The sequence below is a fragment of the Paenibacillus sp. FSL H8-0282 genome (assembly GCF_037963825.1).
Taxonomy (GTDB): domain Bacteria; phylum Bacillota; class Bacilli; order Paenibacillales; family Paenibacillaceae; genus Paenibacillus_AQ; species Paenibacillus_AQ odorifer.
On the sequence record NZ_CP150146.1, the window covers coordinates 4,607,157 to 4,630,973 of the forward strand.

The window sequence follows — 23,817 nt, forward strand, 5'->3', positions numbered from 1 at the left end:
TTTTGCATACGAAATAACTGCACAGAATGCAGTTATCTCATAGATACCCTCAAGATCCGGCGCAATAAATATACTGTGAGAGGATATCGGATACTTCGGTCAGTGTAGTAGGGATAATTCTTGAAAACAGGCCCGGCAAATTCTGGGGAGTGAAGAAGTGAATGCTCCTTCGGGTTGCCTATACAAAACTATAATCCAATAGGATATACTTATAAGTAAATCATTTCCCTAAGGAGTCCATATATGGAACTGAGACAACTGCAGTATGTGCTGCAAATCGCAGCCGAAAAAAACTTCTCACGTGCAGCGGACAAGCTGCATATTGCCCAGCCCTCGCTCAGCCAGCAGCTTTCCAAACTGGAAAAAGAGCTCGGCGTAATGCTTTTTCAGCGTAATACCAGCTCAGTTGAGCTGACCTACGCAGGTTCTAAATTCGTTGAACAAGCCCAGATTATCATTGACGCAGTGGAGCTGCTGCGACAAGAGATGTCCGACATATCAGAACTGCGCACTGGACGTGTAGTTGTGGGCAGTATGCCGATTACAGGTGCACATCTTCTGCCGCATGTGCTTCCAGTTTTCAAACAAAATTATCCTGAGGTAGAAATTACGCTGCTAGAAGACTCGTCGATGAACCTAGAGAAGCTCACGGCAAGTGGTCAGACCGATTTAAGCCTGCTCTCCTTACCCCTCGAAATTCCAGCTTTAGCTTATGAAGAGCTTGGAGAGGAAAGAATTGATCTTGCCGTCCCTCCTGAACATCCGCTCGCTAAACGAATCATAGATGGAACACGGACCTCACTTGAAGAGCTTAAGGACGAACCTTTCATCGTACTTAAGGAAGGTCAGGGCTTCCGCAAAATGACTGTGGAGCTGTGCCGGAAAGCCGGATTCGAACCACGAATCGTTTTCGAGAGCAATAATATGGAAACCGTTCAATCCCTAGTGGCAACAGGTATGGGTGTGACTCTTGTTCCTCGTTTTATCGCTCGTGCACCGCGAAGTGAATTTGTTCCAGTCTACTTACCGCTCGCTGATCCAGTGCCTAGTCGTACGCTAGTTGTAGCATATCGACGCGGACGATATTTATCCAAGGCCGCAAAGGCTTTTGTAGAAACATTCAAATCAACCGTGTCTGAATTAACGGAAGAATAGAATATATACAAATAAAGTGCCCCAGTAACCATTCGCGTGCGTGGTTGCCGGGGCACTTTTTCAGGTAAACCTCTTTTAACAGTACTAGATTATTTACGCAAATTACGTTGTGTAATCAGGCGGTTCTGATCATCCGACACACGTGCTTTACTTGAATCAGCCAATCCCTTATCAACTGGAGCCCCGGTGTGCTCTTCCACAAATTCACGAGTCACACTATTCTTAAGCTCTGCTACTTCGTTTGAATCTTGATTCTGTCCCTGCTCGGCATTGTTGTCTTTAGTCAATTTAATCCACCTCCTGGTAACAGATTATAAGTTCTTTACCCCTTCTCTTTGACGTTAAACATAATATATAGAGCTTTCTGCATGAAGAAATATATCCTACGTTTTCCCTTTGCAATGCAACCAGCTCCATGGTATTCTATTGAAAATAAGTGAAACGTGCAGACGGGACCAGTAAGAATGAGTCTAACCGCGCCTAGAGAGTAGATTCCGACAGGCTGAAAGAATTTACCGCGGTTTTCGTTCCGAATCCTACCCCCGAGCGGCCTGTGTCTAACAGGACGGATCCTCCCGTTATGAGAATGAAGTCGGATGATCCCTCATCAATGAAGGTGGTACCGCGGAAGTTTATAAGCTTTCGTCCTTTGCTAAGTCTAAGGATGGGGGCTTTTTGTTGTTTTCAGGACTTAATAAACGAAGAGGATGTGGACAGAAATGACGACGCGAATCGTGGTCAAAATAGGCAGCAGCTCGCTGACCGGACCCGAGGGCGGTTTGAATCGTGAAGCAGTCTCCTTTTTTGCCTCAGAGATTGCCGAGTTGAAGAAAAACGGCTGTGAGGTGTTGTTAGTAACCTCTGGTGCGGTAGCCGCCGGCTTCCGCAGTATCGGTTATCCAGCACGTCCGAAGCTGCTGCATGAGAAGCAGGCCGCTGCGGCTGTGGGTCAGGTACTGCTGATGCAGGCTTATCAGGAAGCTTTTGCCCAGCATGGAATTACTACCGCGCAAATATTGCTGACTCGCACCGATTTCTGCAGCCGCAGAGCCATGAATAACGCTATGATGACTGTAGAAGAGCTACTTCGCCAAGGAGCGGTGCCCGTATTTAACGAGAATGACACTGTCTCCGTAGATGAACTGAAATTTGGCGATAATGATACCCTCTCTGCGCTCGTAGCTAACCTGTTAAAAGCCTCTAGACTGCTTGTTTTAACCGACATGGATGGTTTATACAGTGGAGATCCCCGCAAGCATCCGGATGCTGTCCGTTATCAGTTCGTAGATGACATTACACCAGAGATATATGCTATTGCTGGTGGAGCTGGCTCTAGTGTTGGAACAGGCGGTATGCGATCCAAAATCGATGCGGCCAAAATTGCTACTCGGGGTGGTGTTCCTGTCTTTGTCGGAAGAGCCACCGAACCTGGTGATTTACAGCTTGCTGCAACGGGAGAAGGCAGGGGCACTTATTTTGCAACAAAGCTATCCTCTCTTCCCGTCAAAAAACAATGGCTAGGCTTTATGTCTACCCCTCTCGGCTCCCTATACGTGGACGAAGGGGCTGTAGAAGCTTTGCTACATGGCGGACACAGCCTGTTGCCTGTAGGCGTCAAACAGACAGAAGGTAGTTTTCACGCAGGAGATGTTGTAGAAGTCCTTGGACCCGACTCCAAATTGCTTGGACGTGGGATTGTAAATTACGATGATGCTCAGCTGCGCAGCATTCAAGGTCTGCCAAGCCGTGAAATTGTACCGAAGCTGGGAGAAGTACACCGGCTTGAGGTCATTCACCGTGACGAATGGATTACACTGAGATAAGCATTTTTTTCAATTCAAATATAGGGAGGAAACGTCATGAGTGAAGTTATTAATAAGAGTAAATTAGCCAAGGAGACAACAGGAGTTCTAGCAAGCTTAACAACTGGCCAGAAGAATGAAGCACTGCTGGGCATGGCCGATGCACTTCGCCGCGAAGCTCCCGCCATTATCACCGCCAATGCGGAGGATTTGGAACGAGGAAGACTTAATGGAACTCCGGAATCCATGCTCGACCGGCTGGCATTAGATGTTGACCGGATTAACAGCATTGCCGAAGGCTTGCAACAAATCGCTGTATTACCGGACCCTATCGGTGACACGCTAGAAAGCATTGAACGTCCTAACGGCCTCAACATCCAGAAGCTGCGTGTTCCGATTGGTGTGATCGGCATCATCTACGAAGCACGTCCCAATGTTACTGTTGATGCTGCGGGTCTATGTCTCAAAACCGGCAACGCTGTTGTGCTGCGCGGGGGCTCCTCTGCCCTGTCCTCCAATCGTAAAATTATCGAGGTTCTGCACAATGCTCTTGCTGAAACCTCAATGCCGCCTAACGCGCTTCAGCTGATTGAAGACCCAAATCGTTCTTCAGTAGATGAAATGCTAAAGCTGAACGGACTTTTAGATGTGATTATCCCGCGCGGAGGCAGCTCTCTTATTCAAAATGTAGTCCTTAACGCAACCGTTCCCGTAATTGAAACTGGAGCAGGCATCTGCCATACTTATCTCGACGCAACTGCCTTGCCAGAAATGGCACAGGACATTAGTTTAAATGCCAAAGCTCAGCGCCCTTCGGTATGTAACTCTATGGAAACACTACTCGTTCATCAGGATTACGCGAGCAAATATCTGTTATCCTTAGCCGAAGCATTCCGTGAGGTTCATGTAGAACTTCGTGGCTGTCAACAAACCATCTCTCTTGTCCCATGGGTATTACCTGCAACCGTAGAAGACTACGCTACAGAATACAATGATTATATCCTTAATATTAGAATCGTCAGTGATTTGGAAGAAGCTATGCAGCATATCGCCCAGTATGGCACGAAACATTCGGAATGTATCGTAACAGAAGATCAGGAGAACGCCACACGCTTTTTACAAGAAGTGGATGCTGCCGCTGTTTATCACAATGCCTCAACCCGCTTCACGGATGGCTTTGAATTTGGATTCGGTGCAGAGATTGGTATTAGTACCCAGAAACTCCACGCTCGTGGCCCGATGGGTCTGCCTGCACTAACTTCAACCAAATATAAGATCTACGGAACGGGACAAATTCGGGGTTAGTATACACGTTTAAGTATTCTATCACACAACTTTTAGGAGGATTTTAGCCATGTGTCAGCAACCTTCAGTTCCACTCATGAATCATAATATTGTTTTTTATGGCGCAGGCTCCATGGCAGAAGCCATCGTTCGCGGGATGATTAGCCGCAATATCGTGAAGTCCGATAATGTCATCATGCTCAATCGCAGCAGCAGTGAACGTCTGGCAGAATTAAAAAGCCGTTATGGTGTAATAGGCACAAATGATCCCGAACAAAAAGTAGAATACTTACGGAACGCACCAGTAATAGTACTGGCAATGAAACCTAAAGATGCTGCCGAATCCTTACGCGGACTAGGCCCGCTTCTTTCTCCGGATCAGATCGTAGTTTCTGTCATTGCAGGTCTATCTATTCGAACCATGCAAGGTCTACTTGGCAAAGCACAGCCTATTGTTCGCACAATGCCTAACACCTCCAGTTCCATCGGTCTGGGTGCCACTGGTCTAGCCTTCTCCAAAGAAGTAGACGAAAGAGGCCGTCGCCTTGCTCTTAATATCTTTGAGGCTGTCGGGCTTACAACAGTCATTGATGAGGAACGTATGGAAACCTTGACCGGAATTTCAGGCAGCGGGCCTGCGTATATCTATTACATGATGGAAGCCATGATCGCCGCTGGTATCCGTGGTGGGCTGCCACTTGATCAAAGCACCGAATTAACTGTTCAAACTGTGCTGGGAGCTGCCCGAATGGTACAACAGACGGGAGAAGAACCCGCAGCACTTCGTAAGAAGGTTACTTCCCCTAACGGATCAACACAAGCAGCTATAGAAGTGCTTGAACGAGGGGAATTCTTTGAAACCGTGATTGCAGCAGTTAACCGATGTGCCGAACGCTCACGTGAAATGGGTGCAGCCCTAGAGAAAGAGCTTCGTTCTTAACCAAAAAAGATCGCAGCCCATCCCCTCATCGGGTGGGAAGCGATCTTTTTTTACCTTGTTACAACATTTCCATAATTATCTCTTACGATTACCTTTAGATTTACAGGAGCCGCAACGGTCACGTTCAACGCATTCCTGGAGTTATCGAATACTAGATGTCTAGGTATGTCTCCTAAGATAACGTAAAATGTGTCTCCGACTTGCTTAGTTTGCAACAGCCGCTTCTCTTGCTCTTGCTTGAGTTGCCCTTCTGCCGTGGAATAACTCCCAAATACATTCAACTCGTTCCCAGCCGTTCGATCAACCATAATTCCATAAGGTTCGGCAGCCTGGATTATAAGTGTGCCTACACCCTGTGGAACATTCCCCTTCCATTCCGGCAAGGAATAATTCTCCTCCGTAGATGAGATCACATGTCGAAGTTCTTGTGTTAATCCTAAAGAACTGACTCCTGCGAATACTAAACAGCACACTGCCAGAAATCCGACGAACAGAACACTTAGCACATCATAGTACATTTTCCCTTTACCACGGAACCATAAGGTGTAAATTACAATTTCTAAACCAAGTAAGATAAAAATGAGCGGCCACCAAGCAAGTGTTGTCTCGAACACATCCGCTCCTTTCCACTGCGAGACCATTATTAATGCCCCGAGAAATAAAAGGCTCAGTCCCATCGACAACGTACCTACACGCCAACTTCTAGACTTCCCTACGTTCACTGGAAACTCGCTAGTTACCATGACTCCCGGCTCTACTTCTATTGGATTATTCAAGATTGACCCCCCGCCCCTTTTCTACTCTTATTATTCTTACTTCCAGTCATCAGCTTCACCCCGCCACCAATCAATAACACGGAGACGACAATGGTCTTAAAATATTCATTTACGCGATATTCCAGCCGCCATTCTGGAAATCTGATATCGATGGCAGGAACTGCGACATTCACAACAATAAAGTATAATCCGAGACACATCAGGACTGCTCCGAGCCAGCCTTGATGATTTAAGAAACCTTCGATAACCGGCTTATCCTGCAAAGGTTCACGTCCATATCGGCTAACTAACTGTAAGCCATCGAATAAGCTATAGAACCAAATGACCGGGATAAGGAAAAAGAGCAATGTTAACCGCAATAGATCCATGACATAGATACTTCCTAAGAAAAGAAGCATGAGCTGGAGCCCTCTTTTTTGCAGTCCCAGATACATCTGTCCAGCGCCAGGAAATGCGGATAGTAATGTCGCTAATACTTTGCTGCGTCGTCCTTCCTCACGTCCAGCCTCCATCTCTTCGAATAATGTGCGGTCAACAAGCATTTCTCCTGCTTGTTTACGATGGATCAACTGAACTGCATCAAACATGCAATACAGCCAAATTACTGGCAATACTCCAAACAGCAGCAAAAATGCATCACTCGAAGTAATTCCGGCCAAGAACAGCATAACGGTCATGAATCCGAAAAAAGAAATCAGAAAGGATAGTCCACGCTGCATCAGCCCCATATGAAAATGACCCAATCCAGGAATGAAAGACAATAAGATCACATGCACACGTTCATTATCCTCCGTCTTTACGGGCATATTAGAACTAAAATCCAGCATTGATCCATCAGGCGTTACAATTGGAGTAGGCATTTGCAGTAATTTAATCACCAGATGAATCATCGAAAGGATCCATAGAAGTAAGAATCCGATCACCCCTAATGCCAGAATTCCCTCATCCCCTTCAGCCATAGCGATTAAGAATGACATAAATAACACACCAAAGCTTAGCAAAAAATAAACAATCCCTTGTGGGCGTCTTCCCATATAATAATGACCTGCTCCAGGAATCATATTAAGAAAAAGACCCTTAATTTTGTTACGCTGCTGTTGCATTGTTCATTTCTCCTCTCATTTCTGTCTTCCGTCCATAATCCGGCTCAACCATCCGCTGGTGGCTTGCATGAATTGTTCGCTATAAGATGGCGAATTATCTTTCTTAGGGACAATAAGCTCCATTTCACCCGTGAGTAACTTATCAAACATCCCGGAAGACATAATCAACAGCGTTAACGAAGCAGCAACGGCATAATGAAAGATTGTTTTATCATACCAGCGATAACGCCGTGATCCTTCTTCTTGCCCCGCTACTTCTTCTATGACTACTGAAGATCTCACCGTTGCAACCCAATCTCCCATAACTTTCTCTGTAAAAGCAGACGAATTCTCCAATGAAGGCAGATCCTCCTTTAACTCATCCAGCATCTCCATGTATGAAACAAATGTGTCTTCATCCTTGAGCAGCATTAGTTCCCATTCTTCTCGTTCTATACTATCTTCTTGCCCTTCAAGATAAGCTTTTGCCTGCTCGCGGCGAATTAAGTTTTCTCCACTCTTCATCATAGCCATTCGTCCTCCTTCCAATGTTTTCGCATCCATTGTCTCGCCCTATATAGTCTGGACTCCACCGTCTTCAGAGTAATTTCATTTTCAGCAGCAATTTGCTCATATTTTTTATTTTCCAGATAATAAGCCACCATAATTTCCCGATGACCCTCCGGTAAATTGTTGATCTCACCCGACAGACGATTCATCCGGTCACGACGGACAACAGTAGCTAGTACATCCTCCTCATTAGAAGGTGTCTGGCTCAGCACAAGCTCATAGTCAACAGGTAACTCTCGTAGCCGATCACGTTTACGTTTGGCATCAATAGCCTTATTTAAGGCGATCCGCGTAATCCATGATTTTAAGCCTTGATAACGGTAGTCAGGGAGAGATTTATACATCTGAAGAAAAGCTTCCTGAGCAGCGTCTTCAGCCCCTTTGACTTCACGTAATACAGAATAGGTGATTTTGTATATATGCTGACTGTATGTATTTACAAACTGGCGAAACGCATCTTCGTCTCCTTGGCAAATCCGCTTGATTAATAGCTCTTCCTCAATGACTCTCCCCTCCTTCCCACAGCAATAGACGCTGAGATCTTCGCCTACCCCTGCACTTATCTAAAAAAATAAAAAAGAACCGTACAGACTCTAGCAATAGCTAAAGCAATACGGTTCTCTCCTAAACGATCTATCTTCCACCATTGCGGAATTTTTGTGTATACGTCTTAACATCCTGAGCGTTCTTGACCCGGTTACGGGCCCATTCCAGCAATATCCGGTCGATATAACGAAAATGAACCTTCCCCGCAAATACGGATTCCTTGAGTGCTAACAGAATCAGCTCCTCAGGGTATCGGTCTTGATCCACCCAGCTAGAAATCGTCTCACATTCCATTGGAGACAGCGGGCGCCCGAATTCCTTCTCGAAAATACTGAATAGATTCCGGCTCTCCTCTTTATCTCCAAGTGAAGAAGGAGATGTGGGGGGAGTTCCGAATCCTCCACCTGACGCAGCAGCCCGGGGAGCTGATGTTCCATATGCTCCCTTGTCCTTATCTTGCTCATTTTCTTGTACAGCTGTCGCAAGATAAGCACCTAGCTTTCCATATAGCCCTGAGAAATTGTAGCGTTCATAATGGATATCTCTTAGCTCATCGTTGTCTCCATCGATGCTAATAAAACCTTCCTTCATGAGCTTCTGCAATTCTCCGGCGAGAACGGAAATGCTACGACCAGTTACGACCTGAAGCTCCTCCAGAGAAGGGAACTCAATCCCTTCCACTTGCCTGAAGGAGAGCAGATGAATCAGCAGCATCGCTTCACTTCCGCTTAAATTCAGCTTCCGGTAATACTTCAGTAAAGCGTAAGGTATGACGGCCATTCCGTTCTCCAGACCGAAGGAGACGCCTTCGCTCCAGGTACTCCATGTCTTGCCGTCCATGTGCTTCCCCCTTTGTTCAAATCCTAAGAACTTATGGGTAGAGGCGGTACAGTGTACGTGGGAATGGAATAGTCTCACGTACATGGTCAAGACCACAGATCCAAGCTACAGTACGCTCAAGCCCAAGTCCAAAACCGGAGTGAGGTACAGATCCGTAAGTACGCAGATCCATGTACCATTTATAAGAATCCATCGAAAGATTGTGCTCTTTATAACGCTCTTCAAGCAGCGCAGGATCATCGATCCGCTGTGAACCCCCAATAATCTCTCCATAACCTTCAGGAGCGATCATATCAGCACACAGTACGACTTCAGGACGATTTGGATCCGGCTTCATGTAGAACGCTTTGAATGAAGCAGGATAATGAGTAATAAATACAGGTTTATCGTATGCTTCAGCGATTGCTGTTTCATGAGGTGCACCAAAATCATCACCCCAAGCAATATCTTCAAAGCCTTTATCATTCAAGAACTTGATCGCATCGTCATAAGTAATGCGTGGGAATGGTGCTTTGATATTCTCCAGCTTGGAAATATCGCGGCCTACCGCTTCCAACTCCGCACGGCAATTCTTCAATACGGATTGTACTACGAAGCTAATAAACTCTTCCTGAACCTTCAAGCTTTCTTCATGATCTGTGAAGGCCATTTCAGGCTCGATCATCCAGAACTCGATCAAGTGGCGACGAGTCTTAGATTTCTCCGCACGGAAGGTTGGTCCAAAGGAATATACACGGCCCAGCGCCATAGCTGCAGCTTCCATGTATAACTGTCCGCTTTGGGTCAGGTAAGCATCCTCATCGAAGTATTTCGTGTGGAACAAGTTAGTAGTTCCCTCTGCTGACGTTGGCGTCAGAATCGGAGGATCCACCTTTGTAAATCCGCTCTCGTTGAAGAACTGTTGGATTGCCCGGATAATCTCCGCACGAATAACCAGAACAGCCCGCTGCTTCGAGGCACGGAGCCAGAGGTGACGGTGATCCATCAAGAAATCAACGCCATGCTCTTTCGGAGTAATTGGATAATTCTCTGTAAGGTGCAGAACTTCAATTCCGGTAACAGTCATTTCAAAACCGGATTGACTGCGAGGCTCCTCACGAATAATACCGGTCACATACAATGAGCTTTCCTGTGTGAGGCTCTTAGCTGCATCCCATACCTCTTCAGGCACTTCTGATTTCACTACAACTCCCTGAATATAACCTGTACCATCGCGAAGCTGCAGGAACTGAATTTTACCACTGGAGCGCTTGTTGTTTACCCAACAACCGATAACAACACTTTCTCCAACATGTTCATTCACGTTCTTGATTACACTCTTGTTAGCCATGCCTTCAATCTCTCCTCTAATTTAGCCGTTAATTCCTTGCACAATACGGTTTGTATCACGTGCGATGACAAGTTCTTCGTTAGTCGGAACTACAAGCACCTGCACTTTGGAATCTACCGTAGAGATACGACGCGGGTCGCCGGAGCGAACTTTATTAGCTTCAACATCCAACTCAATACCCAGGAACGTAAGGTTATTTAGCAGTTTCTCACGTAGCAATGAAGCATTTTCACCAACACCAGCAGTGAATACGATAGCATCTACACCGTTCATAGCAGCCGCATAAGAACCGATATACTTGCGCAAGCGGTACTCATACATTTCAAAAGCTAGCGTGGAATTAGGCTCACCTTTTTCCATACCCTCAATAATATCACGCATATCACTGCTTACGCCCGAAATTGCTAGGAGTCCACTATGTTTGTTCAACATGGAGTTAACTTCGCCTACGGACAATTCTTCCTTGTTCATCACGTAAGGTACAATTGCTGGATCAAGATCACCACTGCGAGTCCCCATCATCAAACCTTCCAGAGGAGTCATACCCATGGAAGTATCCACAGACACTCCATCTTGAACTGCAGTTACACTACCTCCGTTACCGATATGACAAGTAATGATCTTCAGATCTTCCAACGGACGCTCCAAGTACTCCGCAGCAGCTTTGCTTACGAAGTCGTGTGATGTACCGTGTGCGCCATAACGACGAACTTTATATTTATTGTACAGTACTCTAGGAATCGCGTACATATAAGCTTTTTCAGGCATTGTTTGATGGAATGCAGTATCGAATACAACAACCTGCGGTACACCCGGCATATTTACTTCAGAAGCCGTAATCCCCATCATTGCTGCTGGGTTATGCAGGGGTGCAAGGTCAAACAATTGACGAATTTTAGTCTTGGCATCAGCGTCCACAAGTGCGGAAGCTTTGAAGAATTCACCACCATGTACTACACGGTGACCCACAGCATTGATTTCTTTAATGGATTCAATAACGCCATGCTCTTTATCCGTTAGGCAAGCTAGAACTTTACGAATCGCTGTGTTATGCTCCAAAATTTCACTTACTTCAGTTACTTCAGCTTTACCAGTAGGTTTATGGTTCAGAATGGAGGAATCCATCCCGATACGTTCCACCAAACCTTTAGCCAAAACGGATTCATCAGCCATATTGTACAATTGATATTTTAAAGAAGAACTACCGGAGTTAATTACTAGAATATTCATATACGGTCACCATCCTTGTCGTACTGGAAGAAGCCTTCGCCTGATTTCATACCCAATTGTCCTGCACGCACCATCTTCTTAAGGATCGTGGAAGGACGATATTTCAGCTCACCATATTCACGGAACATATTTTCGAGTGCAGCAAGAACCGAATCCAGACCAAATCTGTCAGCCATTTCAAGCGGTCCATATTGGAATTGATAACCAATACGCATAGCATCGTCAATATCCTGTGCGGAGGCAACGCCCTCTTGCAGTACATGCATAGCTTCGTTGATAAACAAGCAAATGAGGCGTGATGTTACAAATCCTGGGGATTCATAAATCATTACACCTTTTTTCTCAACAATTTCATCAACAAAGGATTTTGTATCTTCAAAAGTAGCATCTGAAGTTTTCAGACCGCGTACAATTTCAACAAGATCCACTTTAGCTACAGGGTATATGAAATGCATTCCGATCACACGTTCCGGATACATTGTAGAACTTGCAAGTTCAGTCAAGCTAAGTGTTGACGTATTGCTGGCAAGAATAATGTGGTTTGGACATACTTGATCCAGTTGATTCAATATTTTTTTCTTTTCTTCTAAATCCTCAACGATTGTTTCGATAACCATGTCACAAGAGCTCAGCTCTGCGAAATGTGTCACTTTTTGAATGCGGCTAAGAATCAGCTTCTTCTCAGCTTGAGTGATCGCCCATTTCTCCAGTTGCTTATCTAGACTTGTCTCGATCATTTCGTAGGAGTAGTCCAGTTTCTCAGGGGTTTTCTCCACCAGCAATACATCCAGGCCCTTGGCTGCCAGCATTTCGGCAATCCCTTGTCCCATTGTGCCACCGCCGATGACACCAATTTTCTTGAAATTCATAAAAAAGTCTCCATCCTTTCAGGTATCTATACTTTTGTATTGTACCTTGTCTGTCGCAAAAATTTATAAAGCCCGACATATAATGATATCTTAGCATGCCTGAAAAGTAAAAAAAAATAACCAGCATAAATATTTATGCTGGTAAACGCACGCTGTCACGAAATTGACATCGAAATTGCTCTCCAGAGAGCACTTCTTCCTTCATTAAAATGTCAAGGGAGTAATCAAATACATTTCGTTGCTTTTCAAGGTGGTCGTGAGTACGTATTATCAACTCATCCAATATTTTACTGTTTTCCTTCATAAGTTCTTCAGTGGTAACCATTTCCAGCTTGGCAATACCCAACGAAGTCAATCCGGATTTCATCATTGTTTCGACAATATTCAGGGCCTGATCAAAATCGCCACGCGAACCTGTGCTTCGTCCGCCATAATACATTTCTTCTGCAGCCGCTCCACCAAGTGCGATCATAATCTGATCTTCTAAATAATCCTTGGTGTACAGATACTGCTCTTGCTGAGGATTGTGACGTACATAACCAAGGGCTTGCCCCCGCGGAGTCAGCGTAACCTGACTAACACTTCCCGGACGCAGCAGCTCAGCCATAATGGCATGTCCCAATTCATGGATTGCCACCCGCTTTTTCTCTTCGTGGTTAGTTTCTCTGTCCGTTTTTTCCCCCATCATAACCTTGTCAATCGCCATCGACAGATGCCGCTGCTCAACCTCTGTCAATTCCTCACGCATCATATAAATTGCTGCCTCATTCATAACACTTTCGAGCTGAGCACCGGAAAAACCATAGGCTTCTTCGGAAATTTTGTCGAGGTTCACATTTGCATGAAGCGGCTTATTTTTGGCATGCAATTCGAGAATCGATTTACGGCCTTTTTTATCAGGCATGTCCACTTGAATATGACGGTCAAACCGGCCAGGACGCAGCAATGCTGAATCAAGCATTTCTTTACGGTTAGTGGCTGCTACCAGCAGAATGCGCGGCGTTTCGTTGTTATAGATCCCGTCCATCTCGGTCAACAGCTGATTCAAGGTCTGATCATATTCTCGCTGCTGTCCGCCTTCACGCTTTCCGCCAATTACGTCAATTTCATCTATGAAAATAATAGCGCTTTGCTTGTTTTCCTTAAGGGCGCGGGTACGGGCATCCTTAAACAAATCGCGGATACGGCCGGCACCGACACCTACGTACATTTCTACAAACTCACTGCCTGATGCTGCCACAAATACAGAGTTCGTATAATGTGCTGCTGCTCTAGCCATAAGGGTCTTACCTGTTCCTGGAGGGCCTGTAAGCAGAATCCCTTTCAAAGGCCGAATCCCGAATTTGCTGATTTCCTCATGCCGGATCAAAAAATCCAACGCTTCACGAAGCTCCTGCTTTGCATTGTCTTGCCCGCCAATTTCTTCAAAAGTGAGCTTTGAAGGTCCATCCTTCTTGCGTTTCTTCCCGGCACCTGCATTTACCGCAAGTCCGCCTCTTAAATGAGCAATGATAAGTAACGCCGTGAGCATCCCAGCAGCAATTACAATCGGGAATATATTAATGCCTAGAAAAGCCATAAAAATAAACAAGACAGGAATAAATCCGATTAGAATTTCTTTAAGGTATTTAGGCATTATTCCATACCCCCAATGTCGCAGGTTTACGCGGCAAAATAATAAATTTGCTTTCTTTTCCATTACTCAAGCTTACATAGACATTATTGTCATCAATTTCTGTTGAGGCTATCACATTTTTATATTGCGGATATTGCGCTTTGAGTCCATCAAGTTCTGTGGGTATAAGTGTATATTTACGGCTCTCCATGGCTTCGGCTACAGAGAACATCGCTTTATCCCAGTATTCATCCAGCAGTTCACTGGAGTTCTGTTCTACATCAAGTTTTAGTGTACGTCCATCAATCATCGATTTTCCTTCTTGGGAGACGTACTGAACCAGTTCACGTAATTTCGTGCCTGGCTGGAGATCAAGTTTCAAAGTGACCTCATTGCGGTTAATACTGATATGAGAATTATTGACGCCCTCATATTGAGATACAATCTTCTGAAGTGGTTCCTGCATTGCAAACTGACGATACAAAAAGAAGCCACCAAACAATAGAGTAGCCGACAGTAGAGACGTTATCAGCACAGGTACAAGACGTAATTTCAAGAAACGTCCTCCTCTCAAAGATGACAAAATATAAAGCTCATTATAATAATTTATAGCTACTTGAGAGCTCATCAGAGAGACTGAAGTCTCTTATTGCTGTTCTAATTACAAGTAGTAGTATATCACAGGTGTATATACTAATTTCAAAATAAATGTGAATATATTTAAAATTTAATTTTTTAAATATTTCCATCAATACCAAATAAATTCCTCACTTTCGACAAAATCGGCCTTGATTTTTAATCAATCGGCCTATTTTCGTATGTGAATATAAGAGAATATTCGGTGATAACCACCCATTCAGTATATCACTTAGTATATCACTTTTGTACATCAAATAAATGTAAACAAGCGAACTTATAATAAAGTTCGCTTGTTTACTATGCCACCCTTAATTTCCTTATGTTCAGCTTAACTTTTAGGTAAACTGTAACCTTCGCCCATTCGGGACCCATCCGAAAAGCGATAAAATTGATAATAATACCGACCGCTCTGTTTATAAAAAAGCTGCCAAGCATACTCTCCGTTATATACTCCCGGCAGCAAGCGTTCAATCGTTATGTCCGGAAGATCAGCTTTGATAATGCCGCGTATTTTGGCTTCCGAGGTTCCTTTACTTAGTTCCTCAGCAAACACTGCGTCGTCGCCTTCAGCAAATTTTCCATCTACCGTAAAGCGGACCCAGACCATAAGAGCAGTCCCGGCTTCATTTTTCCCAGTTAATACCCAGTACACTGCATTTTCATCCCAAACCGATTTTTGTGCTTTGGTTACCTCTGTTAGACCCGCTCTGGTTTTGGCAACATCCTTAGCGATATCACGCTCGTTCCATTGATCTTTCATAATATAGGCATAGAACTGGATAAGTCCAAACCCCAGGAGCAGAATCAGAACTGACCCCAGGAGGATCCATTTTTTCCTTTTCTTCAAGGTACAGCTCCCTTTCTAGTAATATATCTTTTTTGATTATATAACACACCCGCGTGTTTATCCAAAATTTCATAATTTTCTAGCTTTCCCAGTCTTAAAAATGCACAAAAGGCCGCAACTTTTGCTAAAAGCAAAAAGTCACAGCCTATTATTTATTCGTTATTCTCCAGACTTAACGCTTCAATAAACCTTCGAAGGCTTCTTGCGCTTTACGCCGGATAGCTTCCTCATCCAGGGTTAAGCATTGTCCATGCTTGATGACCTGTTTACCATTCACCCACACATGCTCAACATCCTTAGCGCTAGCAGAGTAAACTGCATGAGACAACAGATCTGTGTGTGGCAGCAAATGCGGCTGATCGATATCAATAGCAATGAAATCAGCTTTCATCCCTACAGCAAGTCTGCCTACATTATTTAAAAAGATGGACTGCGCGCCATATTCTGTAGCCATACGCAGAGCTTCTGGAGCAGGGACAGCCGTTGGATCACCGCTGACACCCTTATGAATGAGAGCTGCAAGCCGCATCTCTTCAAACATATCCAAGTTATTGTTACTTGCCGCGCCATCCGTGCCAAGAGACACCTTCACACCAGCTTTTAGAAGATCAGTAACCCGAGCCACTCCGCTAGCCAGCTTCAAATTACTGCCCGGATTATGAGATACACCCACATTATGGCGAGCCAAGATCTCAATCTCTTCATCATTTAAATGAACACCATGTGCAACTATCGAGGGACGTGTGAACATTCCAAGCTTCTCTAAGTGAGCTACAGGACGTAACCCGTAATCCGCCACATTTTGTTCCACTTCACGTTTCGTTTCGGACATATGCGTATGCATCGGTAAATCCAGATCATGCGCTGCCTGCACGAACTTAACCAGGAAGTCCGGAGGGCAAGTATAAGGGGCGTGTGGCGAGATCATAGTAGTAATTCTACCGTCAGCCTTTCCATGCCAGTTACGGGCAAAAGAAATCGCTTCCGCAAGCTTGTGATTCTGTACATCCTCTGGACATAACCCGATCACACCACGCATCAATACGGAACGGATACCTGATAACTCAGCTACCTCGGCTACTCGGTCCATATGATCATACATATCGAGGAAGGTCGTAGTTCCACCCTTCAGCATTTCCAATACAGATAAGGAGGTTCCCCAGTATACATCATCACCGGTGAACTTTTCCTCCATCGGCCACATTTTCTCCTGAAGCCACACTTGTAGCGCTAAATCATCTCCATATCCACGCAGCAAAGACATCGCCGCATGACCATGTGTGTTTACAAGTCCAGGCATGAACAGCAGACGGCTGCCATCAACCACTTGCACTCCAGCTTCCATCTGAGGCTCTTCTTTTCCTATGTAAGTGATTAAATCATCTTCAATAGTCATATATCCACTCAGAACCGGCTCATCCGTTTCCGGAGTCAGAAAATACCCGCCCTTAATTATCGTTTTATTGTTGTTCATGTTCACTTTCTTCCTTTCCATCCCGCAAGTAATAAGCAAGACTTTGCAGATCAGTTGTAAAATCAGCTGCATGCACCCGGATATTCGGTGGTGTCTTCAGAATCACAGGGGCAAAGTTCAAAATCGCTTCAATCCCAGAAGAAATGAGGATATCTGCTACATTTTGAGCTTCTGAATCAGGTACGGTAATAATGGCAATGCGAATACCTTGCTCACGAATTGTGCTGCCTAGTTCATCCATCGGTTGCACAGTAAGGGAGTTGATCTTACGTCCAACCTTAGGAGCGTACGAATCAAATATAGCCGTGATTTTCATAGTATCTTTGAGATATGCATTGTAATTAGACAAGGCATGTCCGAGATTACCTGCTCCAACTAAAGCTACATTAAGCTGTTGATCCAGCTTCAGGATATGACGGATTTTCTCAATAAGATACGTTACATCATAGCCGATACCTTTTCTGCCGAAGTCACCAAAATATGCTAAATCCTTACGAATCTGTGCGGGATTAAGATCAAGCTTTTGCCCAAGTTCCTGAGAGGAAACTGTTAATATTTCGCGATTCTGGAGATCATTCAAAAAACGCAAGTACACAGGCAGTCTGCGAACAACGGCTTCTGATATTTTATCCGATTTCATATTTTCCCTCCTAAAAATAGTAATGTTCTTGTGAAAATCCATATTCAAACGTCTACCTCTCCTTATTAAGGACGGTACTGTAACACACCGCCCTTAAGGATAAGGAGGAGCTAAACTGAAGACGAGCGTTTTAAGAAGCGCCGCCATCCTCTAGCCATTCCGCTATGCGAGGGACCATTTGATCAGTAAGCATATGCTCCATTTTGGGACCAGGCAATGAATAAAGGAAATACTTCCCGTAATGAGATTCAATAACCCTCGTATCATAAACAATAACTATTCCGCGATCCTGCGCCGTGCGAACCAGTCTTCCGAATCCCTGCTTAAAACGAATAACCGCTTGAGGAACAGATAATTTCATGAACGGATTCTTCTTCTGGGCCTGCAATAACTCAGACTTCGCTTCCGCCAACGGGTGATTCGGTGGTTGAAACGGAAGTCTCACGATGGCCAGGCAAGTCAGTGCTTCACCTGGAATATCTACACCTTCCCAGAAGCTGCTCGTCCCCAGCAATACGGATGCTGCACTGTCCTGAAAGCGGCGGATCAGCTTGCTCCGGCTGCCACCTTCCACGCCTTGACCAAGCACCGTAATCTCTTGTGAGGCCAAAGCCTCTTTAAGCGGATCATATACCTGACGCAGCATTTTATAAGAAGTAAACAGAACCAGCATCCGCCCACGTGTTGTTTTAGCAGCTTCCGATAATGACTGTACGAGTGTATCGACAAATCGAGCATCGCCCACACTCCCCTTCACACTAGGAAAATCACGCGGTATAACTAGCAGTGCCTGCTCGCGATACTTAAAGGGAGATGGAAGGAGTGAGGTCATTAGACGTCCCTCTTCTACAGCTTCGTTAAGTCCGAGATTATCAATCATAAATTGAAAAGATTTATCTACAGATAGCGTCGCCGAGGTAAGCACGATGCTTTTTTTCTTATCGAAGAACAACTCTTTAAGCTGGCTGCTAACATCCACAGGGACGGCATACAGCTGTAGGGATTTGCTGCGGTAATTTCCATTTGCCTCCAGCCAATATACTACATTATCGTCATTCAGCCCCATAAAGAATCTTACTTGCTCACGTATGGAAGCCAAATCTTTAAATAAACCGCTAATATCAGTAACAAGGCTGTCTGCTGAGGATTGGCTTTCCTGGTCACGCATCTCGTTAAGCATTTTATCACCCTTACGGATGATGTCGCTTAACGTCAGATTCATAGTGTTCTCTAGCGCAACCAATTCATCCCAATCCTTCGGCTTACGGGCGGGAAGCAACCGCATAACCAGTTGTCCCGCTTCTCCTGCCCCTGCATCACTGCGTTCCGGCAATAGGCTGAACAGCTTGTCGCTGAGTGCATCCCAGGTTTCTTTGACGGTAAGCAGATCCGGGTAGATCCGATCGATGACTCCGCTCCATTCTGAAGCCTCTTCACTGCCTGACGACTGTAATATCTGACGCAGAGCAGGAAGCTGTCCGTTTCGGCTATCTTTATACAGTCGCGATAACGTGTGTGCCACAGTGAAATGCTTCATATGCATGCCAAGATGTTTACCAGCCACATCTTCTAAATGATGTGCTTCATCAATGACAAGATGCTCGTAAGCCGGAAGCAGCTGGTGCCCAGCCTTAACATCTGCGAATAGCTTGGAGTGGTTCGTAATAACCACGTCAGCAATCCCAGCTTCATGCTTGGCCCTATGATAATAACATTTGCGGAACCAAGGACAAGAACGGCCCAGACAGGAATCGGTATCGCTTGCCACCGTCTCCCAGAAGTCACCGCCCCGGCCGCTTAAATTCAGCTCTTCATCATCCCCTGATTCACTTTGAGTGAGCCATACAATCATCTGAGCTGCAGTAAGCGCATCTTCCCTTGGGCTTATAAAGTCCTTCTTATTAATTTTATGCTCAAACTTACGCAGACACAAATAATGCCCTCTTCCCTTAAAAATAGCAGCTTTAAACGGAAAAGGAACTACCTGCGTTAACAAAGGGATATCCCGCTCGCGCAATTGGTCCTGCAGATTAATGGTATGAGTGCTGACCATGACTTTTTCATTGGTGCGAACGCTTTGATAAATGGCAGGCAACAAATAACCGAGCGATTTACCGGTTCCTGTGCCCGCTTCGATCAGTAGGTGTTTGTCTTCGGCAAGTGCCGTCATCACCTCATTGATCATAATATCCTGAGCTTCCCGGCTTTCATACTGCGGTAATGTGTCTTTAAGTCGTTTGGTTACTTCGTCCATATAATCAGTAAAAGATAAATTCGCTAGCGGATTCTCAGCATGCTCATCTCTAGGTGGCGCTAACTCCGTCCAATCTCCTACTGCAAGCGCTAATTGACGATAGAAAGTCAGATCACCTTCGGGCTGTAGCGTTTCCGCTTCCCGCTCTCGCAGCAGACCATCAAAGTACCAGCCCAGATCACTATCCTCTTCGGTAAACAGCTCACAGAGTCTCTGGATCGTAAGCAGCGGCAGCTCGTAGAGCTCCTCCAGACATTTCAGCAGCACTAAAGCAGTCGCAAGTGCATCACTATCTGCCTGATGCGGACGATCATGTGTCACTCCAAAATGAGCACTGACAGAGCCAAGTTGATAAGATGTGAGCGAAGGAAAGCAAATTTTCAGAAAATCAATCGTATCCAAAATCCGCCCTTGAAATGGCAAATAACCACAACGATCTAAAGCATTTTGTAAAAAATGGAAGTCAAAAGCGACATTATGCCCTACGAGCACAACATCATCCAAGAGCGGAACAAGCTCCATCATCATCTCATCCAGCTCAGGCGCATCCTTCACATCATCATCGGTAATCCCCGTCAGACCTGTTATAAAAGGAGGAATCGGCGTTCCGGGCTTGACATAGGAACCATATACCCGGGAGATGGACCGGTCTTCTTCTATAATTGCAAGGCCAACCTGGATAATTTCACCCACGGATTGGGTTCCTGTTGTTTCAAAATCAAGCACGGCAAATTTCATTATAATTCTATTCCCTTTCAATTGAGACTCTTAATCAGCATAACAGAAGTTGCGAAAAAAGGCGATGCACACCACTGGTTCAGGGGATGCATCGCTTGAATGGAAATTTCCAAAACCGTTATTCTTTTACAAAAGGGAAACCAGCTGATTTCCAAAGTGCAGCTTCCCTCCACGACGGCGGCATACCTCTAAGTTAACGTTTGGTTCCGGAAGCGCAGGGTCATGCTGCAAAGCAAGATCAAACAATTCCTGCGCTTCATTGAAACGTTCCTGTGAGGCTCGTATGCACCCTAAAGCATTATAAACCATGGCTTTCAGCTTGGTTTCCCGTATCAAGCCCAGCATATGGTTCAGATGACTCCAAGCGGCCTCACCGTCACCTTCCTGCAGATAAGAGATGGCTAAATATAATCGAGCAGCCAAGCTATCCGGGTATTGCGCAATAACTTCTTTAAACTGATCAATACACTTTCCATACATCAGCAGCTTATAATACCCCTGACCTCTTACAAAGCAATCCATACACAGCTCTGGTGCTTCCTGTTCCGGCACTTCCTCTTCGACCTCTGCTGTAAAATCAGCACTTTCGCGAAAGGAACTAAGCTTCTCAGCAAAAGCGAGCCATTCATCCATCACTTTATCGCTCAGTCTATGCAGCATATTATAATTGCATAAAAGCTCGTTCCGGCGGGCACCCTCCGCTGTAGGGTAATCTGTTACGATCTCCTGAAGCACCTTGTTCATTTCAGCAAACAAATGTTGAAACATGGGCGATCCCCCCTTACTGAAGATGAAATCAGTTCAGCTTGCCTGACTTCATTTTCTGCGAGATCGGGGTCTTTCATCCCTGCCATTCATTACATGGCGTAAGTCCATACATTAAGCGATTGTAGCATGCAATTCATGATCAGCCAGCTTCACTGGTTTGTTATTCTCATCCACGAATACCACCGTTGGCTTATGTGACTCCAGTTCTTCCGAGGACAACATCGCATAGGAAATGATAATTACTGTATCGCCCGGCTGAACAAGACGAGCTGCGGCACCATTAAGACAGATCACTCCGCTTCCACGCGGTCCAGGGATTACATAGGTTTCCAGTCGTGAACCATTGTTGTTATCCACAATTTGAACTTTTTCATTCTCAAGAATGTCCGCGGCTTCCATCAAGCTCTCATCAATGGTAATACTGCCCACATAGTTCAAATTCGCTTCCGTTACTGTTGCGCGGTGAATTTTGGATTTCATCATATGTCTAAACAAGTGCAGCAACCTCCTTTGGAATAAATACATTATTATCAATCAAGCGTGTTCTGCCAAACTTTACGGCGAGCGCTATAATAATTTCCCCATCCACTTCTGATAAAAGAGCTTCATCCTCTAATCCTTCAAGATCCGGGAATGTTAAGATCTCCGCGTAATCAATCACCGCTAAAGGAGAGCTGGAAATAACCGATGTCAACAATTCCCGCACTTCAGCAACGGTTGTTACTTTTCCTTCTTCAATGGACTGACGTGCTTCACGTAAGGAACGAGATAACACCAATGCCTGACTACGCTCCTCTGGAGTCAAGAATACGTTACGTGAGCTAAGTGCAAGTCCATCCCCTTCACGAACGATCGGACAAGGAATAATTTCGACATTCATATTAAGATCGTACACCATTCGGCGAAGCACAGCAACTTGTTGAGCATCCTTCAGCCCAAAGAAAGCATAATCCGGCTGTACGATATTGAAGAATTTATTAACCACTGTGGTTACACCATCAAAATGCCCAGGGCGGGAAGCCCCACAAAGCCGGGTAGTAAGCCCCGAGACCGAGACCGTAGTCCGAGTAGGCTGCGGATACATTTCTTCCACACTGGGGATAAATACAATATCTACTCCCTCACGTTCAGCGAGTTCCAAATCACGACGCTCGTCACGCGGATAGGAATCATAATCCTCGTTTGGCCCGAATTGCAAAGGATTCACAAAAATGCTCATTACCACTGTGTTGCTCATTTCTCCAGCCCGGCGAAGCAGACTGGCATGTCCGTCATGCAAATATCCCATTGTAGGAACGAACCCAATCGGGGTGTGGCCACCTTGTCTCATATACTCCAAAGCTTCGCGCAGCTGCTCAATGCTTCTGACGACTCTCATTTATTTCCCTTCCTTTCTTGCAGCGCCATATAAAGATTCCAAAACCGTTTCATCTGCATTAAAAACGTGGTCTTCATCTGGGAAGGAACGTTCCTTCACTTCCTTCACATATTGGCTGATGCCCTCACGGATTACATTACCCACTTCCGCATAGGTTTTGACAAAACGTTTCTCACGGTAAGGTGAGGCATACCGCAGCAAATCATGGAAAACCAATACCTGTCCATCACAGTAACGGCCTGCACCGATACCAATGGTTGGGATGCTAAGCGCTTCAGAGATCGCTTGGGCTACTTCTTCCGTTACCAGCTCCAGAACGATTGCAAAAGCACCTGCGGCCTCAAGCGCCTTAGCTTCATCCATCAGGCGTTGCGCATCTTTGGCATCTTTGCCTTGAATCCGGTAGCCACCAATCATATTCACAGATTGCGGAGTAAGCCCGATATGTCCCAGTACAGGGACTCCCGCAGCTACAACCGTAGCTACAGTATCACAAATCTCGAGTCCGCCTTCCATTTTGACGGCATGAGCCCGCCCTTCCTGCATTAATCTGCGCACACCCCGCAGAGTTTCATCTACACTTCCGTGATAAGTCATAAATGGCATATCCGCCACGATAAAGGTGCTTTGTGCTCCTCGAGTTACCGAGCGGGTATGATACACCATATCTTCAATCGTTACCGGTAAAGTTGTATCGTATCCAAGGACTACATTCCCAAGAGAGTCACCAACCAAAATAAGGTCGATACCTGCTTCTTCTGCAAGAACTGCAGACGGATAATCATAAGCGGTCAGCATGCTCAGTGGCACACCTTCTGCTTTCATTTTTTTCATTTTCACAATATTTAGCGCTTGTTTGTTTGCCATTTCTCTTTTCGTCCTCCTTTTTAAGTAACCTGCCCGTAAAAATCGCAACAAAAAAACCTTTTAGCAATCATTTGCTAAAAAGGTCCGAAGGGCAAAAAAGAGTCACTTGCGATCGTCCCTTCTGTCTCGGTCCTTACGGCTCAGAGCAGAATCCAACGTAACCGTCAAACGCA

General features: G+C 45.2%; 23 protein-coding genes. 4 read left to right on the forward strand and 19 right to left on the reverse strand.

The features are described from left to right. Positions 1-243: 243 nt before the first annotated feature. Positions 244-1,155, forward strand: coding sequence for a LysR family transcriptional regulator (locus NST94_RS19925; RefSeq protein WP_076127566.1), 912 nt, complete (start codon positions 244-246; stop codon positions 1,153-1,155). Positions 1,156-1,244: 89 nt separating this feature from the next. Here the strand turns inward: NST94_RS19925 and NST94_RS19930 are convergent, their stop codons facing one another. Beyond that, complete coding sequence (locus NST94_RS19930) at positions 1,245-1,442, reverse strand: hypothetical protein (protein ID WP_076183972.1); 198 nt, start codon at positions 1,440-1,442, stop codon at positions 1,245-1,247. Between the two features lie 432 nt (positions 1,443-1,874). Between NST94_RS19930 and proB the strand changes: the two genes are divergently transcribed. The 3 genes from proB to proC are packed head-to-tail and all read left to right on the forward strand — an operon-like array spanning position 1,875 to position 5,181. After that, positions 1,875-2,978 carry a glutamate 5-kinase gene (gene proB / locus NST94_RS19935; protein ID WP_076101454.1) on the forward strand — a complete coding sequence of 368 codons (1,104 nt, stop codon included), beginning with the start codon at positions 1,875-1,877 and terminating at the stop codon, positions 2,976-2,978. A gap of 36 nt (positions 2,979-3,014) precedes the next feature. Further along, positions 3,015-4,262: a glutamate-5-semialdehyde dehydrogenase gene (locus NST94_RS19940; RefSeq protein WP_076302742.1), complete on the forward strand. Its 1,248-nt coding sequence runs from the start codon at positions 3,015-3,017 to the stop codon at positions 4,260-4,262. 49 nt (positions 4,263-4,311) lie between these two features. Continuing rightward, complete coding sequence (proC, locus tag NST94_RS19945; protein ID WP_076192179.1) at positions 4,312-5,181, forward strand: pyrroline-5-carboxylate reductase; 870 nt, start codon at positions 4,312-4,314, stop codon at positions 5,179-5,181. Positions 5,182-5,231: 50 nt separating this feature from the next. Here the strand turns inward: proC and NST94_RS19950 are convergent, their stop codons facing one another. The 18 genes from NST94_RS19950 to panB form a co-directional block, all read right to left on the reverse strand. Continuing rightward, positions 5,232-5,957: a hypothetical protein gene (locus tag NST94_RS19950; protein ID WP_081387077.1), complete on the reverse strand. Its 726-nt coding sequence runs from the start codon at positions 5,955-5,957 to the stop codon at positions 5,232-5,234. Continuing rightward, positions 5,954-7,060, reverse strand: coding sequence for a hypothetical protein (locus tag NST94_RS19955; RefSeq protein ID WP_339281197.1), 1,107 nt, complete (start codon positions 7,058-7,060; stop codon positions 5,954-5,956). Before NST94_RS19955 ends, NST94_RS19950 begins: the two co-directional genes overlap by 4 nt. Positions 7,061-7,075: 15 nt before the next feature. Further along, complete coding sequence (locus NST94_RS19960; protein ID WP_339281198.1) at positions 7,076-7,573, reverse strand: hypothetical protein; 498 nt, start codon at positions 7,571-7,573, stop codon at positions 7,076-7,078. Beyond that, on the reverse strand, positions 7,564-8,172 hold the full coding sequence (locus NST94_RS19965; protein ID WP_172628900.1) for a sigma-70 family RNA polymerase sigma factor: 609 nt from the start codon (positions 8,170-8,172) through the stop codon (positions 7,564-7,566). Before NST94_RS19965 ends, NST94_RS19960 begins: the two co-directional genes overlap by 10 nt. A 70-nt stretch (positions 8,173-8,242) precedes the next feature. Continuing rightward, a complete protein-coding gene (locus NST94_RS19970) occupies positions 8,243-8,995 on the reverse strand; it encodes a DnaD domain-containing protein (protein WP_038572407.1) in 753 nt (250 codons plus the stop codon). 31 nt (positions 8,996-9,026) lie between these two features. Beyond that, positions 9,027-10,325, reverse strand: coding sequence for an asparagine--tRNA ligase (gene asnS, locus NST94_RS19975; RefSeq protein WP_036676308.1), 1,299 nt, complete (start codon positions 10,323-10,325; stop codon positions 9,027-9,029). Between the two features lie 21 nt (positions 10,326-10,346). Continuing rightward, complete coding sequence (locus tag NST94_RS19980) at positions 10,347-11,555, reverse strand: acetate kinase (protein WP_036676305.1); 1,209 nt, start codon at positions 11,553-11,555, stop codon at positions 10,347-10,349. Continuing rightward, entirely contained in the window at positions 11,552-12,424 is an 873-nt protein-coding gene (locus NST94_RS19985) for a 3-hydroxyacyl-CoA dehydrogenase NAD-binding domain-containing protein (RefSeq protein WP_036676304.1), read from the reverse strand. Before NST94_RS19985 ends, NST94_RS19980 begins: the two co-directional genes overlap by 4 nt. A gap of 133 nt (positions 12,425-12,557) precedes the next feature. Beyond that, positions 12,558-14,060, reverse strand: coding sequence for an AAA family ATPase (locus tag NST94_RS19990; protein WP_339281199.1), 1,503 nt, complete (start codon positions 14,058-14,060; stop codon positions 12,558-12,560). After that, complete coding sequence (locus tag NST94_RS19995; RefSeq protein ID WP_076127549.1) at positions 14,053-14,595, reverse strand: hypothetical protein; 543 nt, start codon at positions 14,593-14,595, stop codon at positions 14,053-14,055. Before NST94_RS19995 ends, NST94_RS19990 begins: the two co-directional genes overlap by 8 nt. Positions 14,596-15,006: 411 nt before the next feature. Then, positions 15,007-15,525: a DUF5590 domain-containing protein gene (locus NST94_RS20000; protein ID WP_339281200.1), complete on the reverse strand. Its 519-nt coding sequence runs from the start codon at positions 15,523-15,525 to the stop codon at positions 15,007-15,009. Between the two features lie 172 nt (positions 15,526-15,697). Continuing rightward, positions 15,698-16,999, reverse strand: coding sequence for an amidohydrolase (locus tag NST94_RS20005; protein WP_248548500.1), 1,302 nt, complete (start codon positions 16,997-16,999; stop codon positions 15,698-15,700). Further along, on the reverse strand, positions 16,986-17,639 hold the full coding sequence (locus NST94_RS20010; protein ID WP_036676294.1) for a redox-sensing transcriptional repressor Rex: 654 nt from the start codon (positions 17,637-17,639) through the stop codon (positions 16,986-16,988). The genes NST94_RS20005 and NST94_RS20010 overlap by 14 nt, the downstream gene beginning before the upstream one ends. A 130-nt stretch (positions 17,640-17,769) precedes the next feature. Beyond that, entirely contained in the window at positions 17,770-20,631 is a 2,862-nt protein-coding gene (gene dinG / locus NST94_RS20015; protein WP_339281201.1) for an ATP-dependent DNA helicase DinG, read from the reverse strand. Positions 20,632-20,757: 126 nt separating this feature from the next. Then, positions 20,758-21,399: a hypothetical protein gene (locus tag NST94_RS20020; protein WP_076183993.1), complete on the reverse strand. Its 642-nt coding sequence runs from the start codon at positions 21,397-21,399 to the stop codon at positions 20,758-20,760. A 111-nt stretch (positions 21,400-21,510) separates the two neighbouring features. After that, on the reverse strand, positions 21,511-21,894 hold the full coding sequence (gene panD / locus NST94_RS20025) for an aspartate 1-decarboxylase (protein WP_036676288.1): 384 nt from the start codon (positions 21,892-21,894) through the stop codon (positions 21,511-21,513). After that, a complete protein-coding gene (panC, locus tag NST94_RS20030) occupies positions 21,887-22,777 on the reverse strand; it encodes a pantoate--beta-alanine ligase (protein ID WP_339281202.1) in 891 nt (296 codons plus the stop codon). Before panC ends, panD begins: the two co-directional genes overlap by 8 nt. Next, positions 22,778-23,644 (reverse strand): 3-methyl-2-oxobutanoate hydroxymethyltransferase, encoded by an 867-nt coding sequence (gene panB / locus NST94_RS20035; RefSeq protein ID WP_076302751.1) that lies wholly within the window; start codon positions 23,642-23,644, stop codon positions 22,778-22,780. Positions 23,645-23,817: the final 173 nt, after the last annotated feature.

Bases quoted from the DNA above. Each gene is read 5' to 3' on its own strand.
- proC (WP_076192179.1), top strand. From the start codon at position 4,312: ATGTGTCAGCAACCTTCAGTTCCACTCATGAATCATAATATTGTTTTT.
- NST94_RS19940 (WP_076302742.1), top strand. From the start codon at position 3,015: ATGAGTGAAGTTATTAATAAGAGTAAATTAGCCAAGGAGACAACAGGA.
- NST94_RS19955 (WP_339281197.1), bottom strand. From the start codon at position 7,060: ATGCAACAGCAGCGTAACAAAATTAAGGGTCTTTTTCTTAATATGATT.
- NST94_RS19980 (WP_036676305.1), bottom strand. From the start codon at position 11,555: ATGAATATTCTAGTAATTAACTCCGGTAGTTCTTCTTTAAAATATCAA.
- proB (WP_076101454.1), top strand. From the start codon at position 1,875: ATGACGACGCGAATCGTGGTCAAAATAGGCAGCAGCTCGCTGACCGGA.
- dinG (WP_339281201.1), bottom strand. From the start codon at position 20,631: ATGAAATTTGCCGTGCTTGATTTTGAAACAACAGGAACCCAATCCGTG.
- NST94_RS20010 (WP_036676294.1), bottom strand. From the start codon at position 17,639: ATGAAATCGGATAAAATATCAGAAGCCGTTGTTCGCAGACTGCCTGTG.
- asnS (WP_036676308.1), bottom strand. From the start codon at position 10,325: ATGGCTAACAAGAGTGTAATCAAGAACGTGAATGAACATGTTGGAGAA.
- panB (WP_076302751.1), bottom strand. From the start codon at position 23,644: ATGGCAAACAAACAAGCGCTAAATATTGTGAAAATGAAAAAAATGAAA.
- panC (WP_339281202.1), bottom strand. From the start codon at position 22,777: ATGAGAGTCGTCAGAAGCATTGAGCAGCTGCGCGAAGCTTTGGAGTAT.
- NST94_RS19990 (WP_339281199.1), bottom strand. From the start codon at position 14,060: ATGCCTAAATACCTTAAAGAAATTCTAATCGGATTTATTCCTGTCTTG.
- NST94_RS19960 (WP_339281198.1), bottom strand. From the start codon at position 7,573: ATGGCTATGATGAAGAGTGGAGAAAACTTAATTCGCCGCGAGCAGGCA.
- NST94_RS20020 (WP_076183993.1), bottom strand. From the start codon at position 21,399: ATGTTTCAACATTTGTTTGCTGAAATGAACAAGGTGCTTCAGGAGATC.
- NST94_RS19970 (WP_038572407.1), bottom strand. From the start codon at position 8,995: ATGGACGGCAAGACATGGAGTACCTGGAGCGAAGGCGTCTCCTTCGGT.
- NST94_RS19925 (WP_076127566.1), top strand. From the start codon at position 244: ATGGAACTGAGACAACTGCAGTATGTGCTGCAAATCGCAGCCGAAAAA.
- NST94_RS20005 (WP_248548500.1), bottom strand. From the start codon at position 16,999: ATGAACAACAATAAAACGATAATTAAGGGCGGGTATTTTCTGACTCCG.
- NST94_RS19985 (WP_036676304.1), bottom strand. From the start codon at position 12,424: ATGAATTTCAAGAAAATTGGTGTCATCGGCGGTGGCACAATGGGACAA.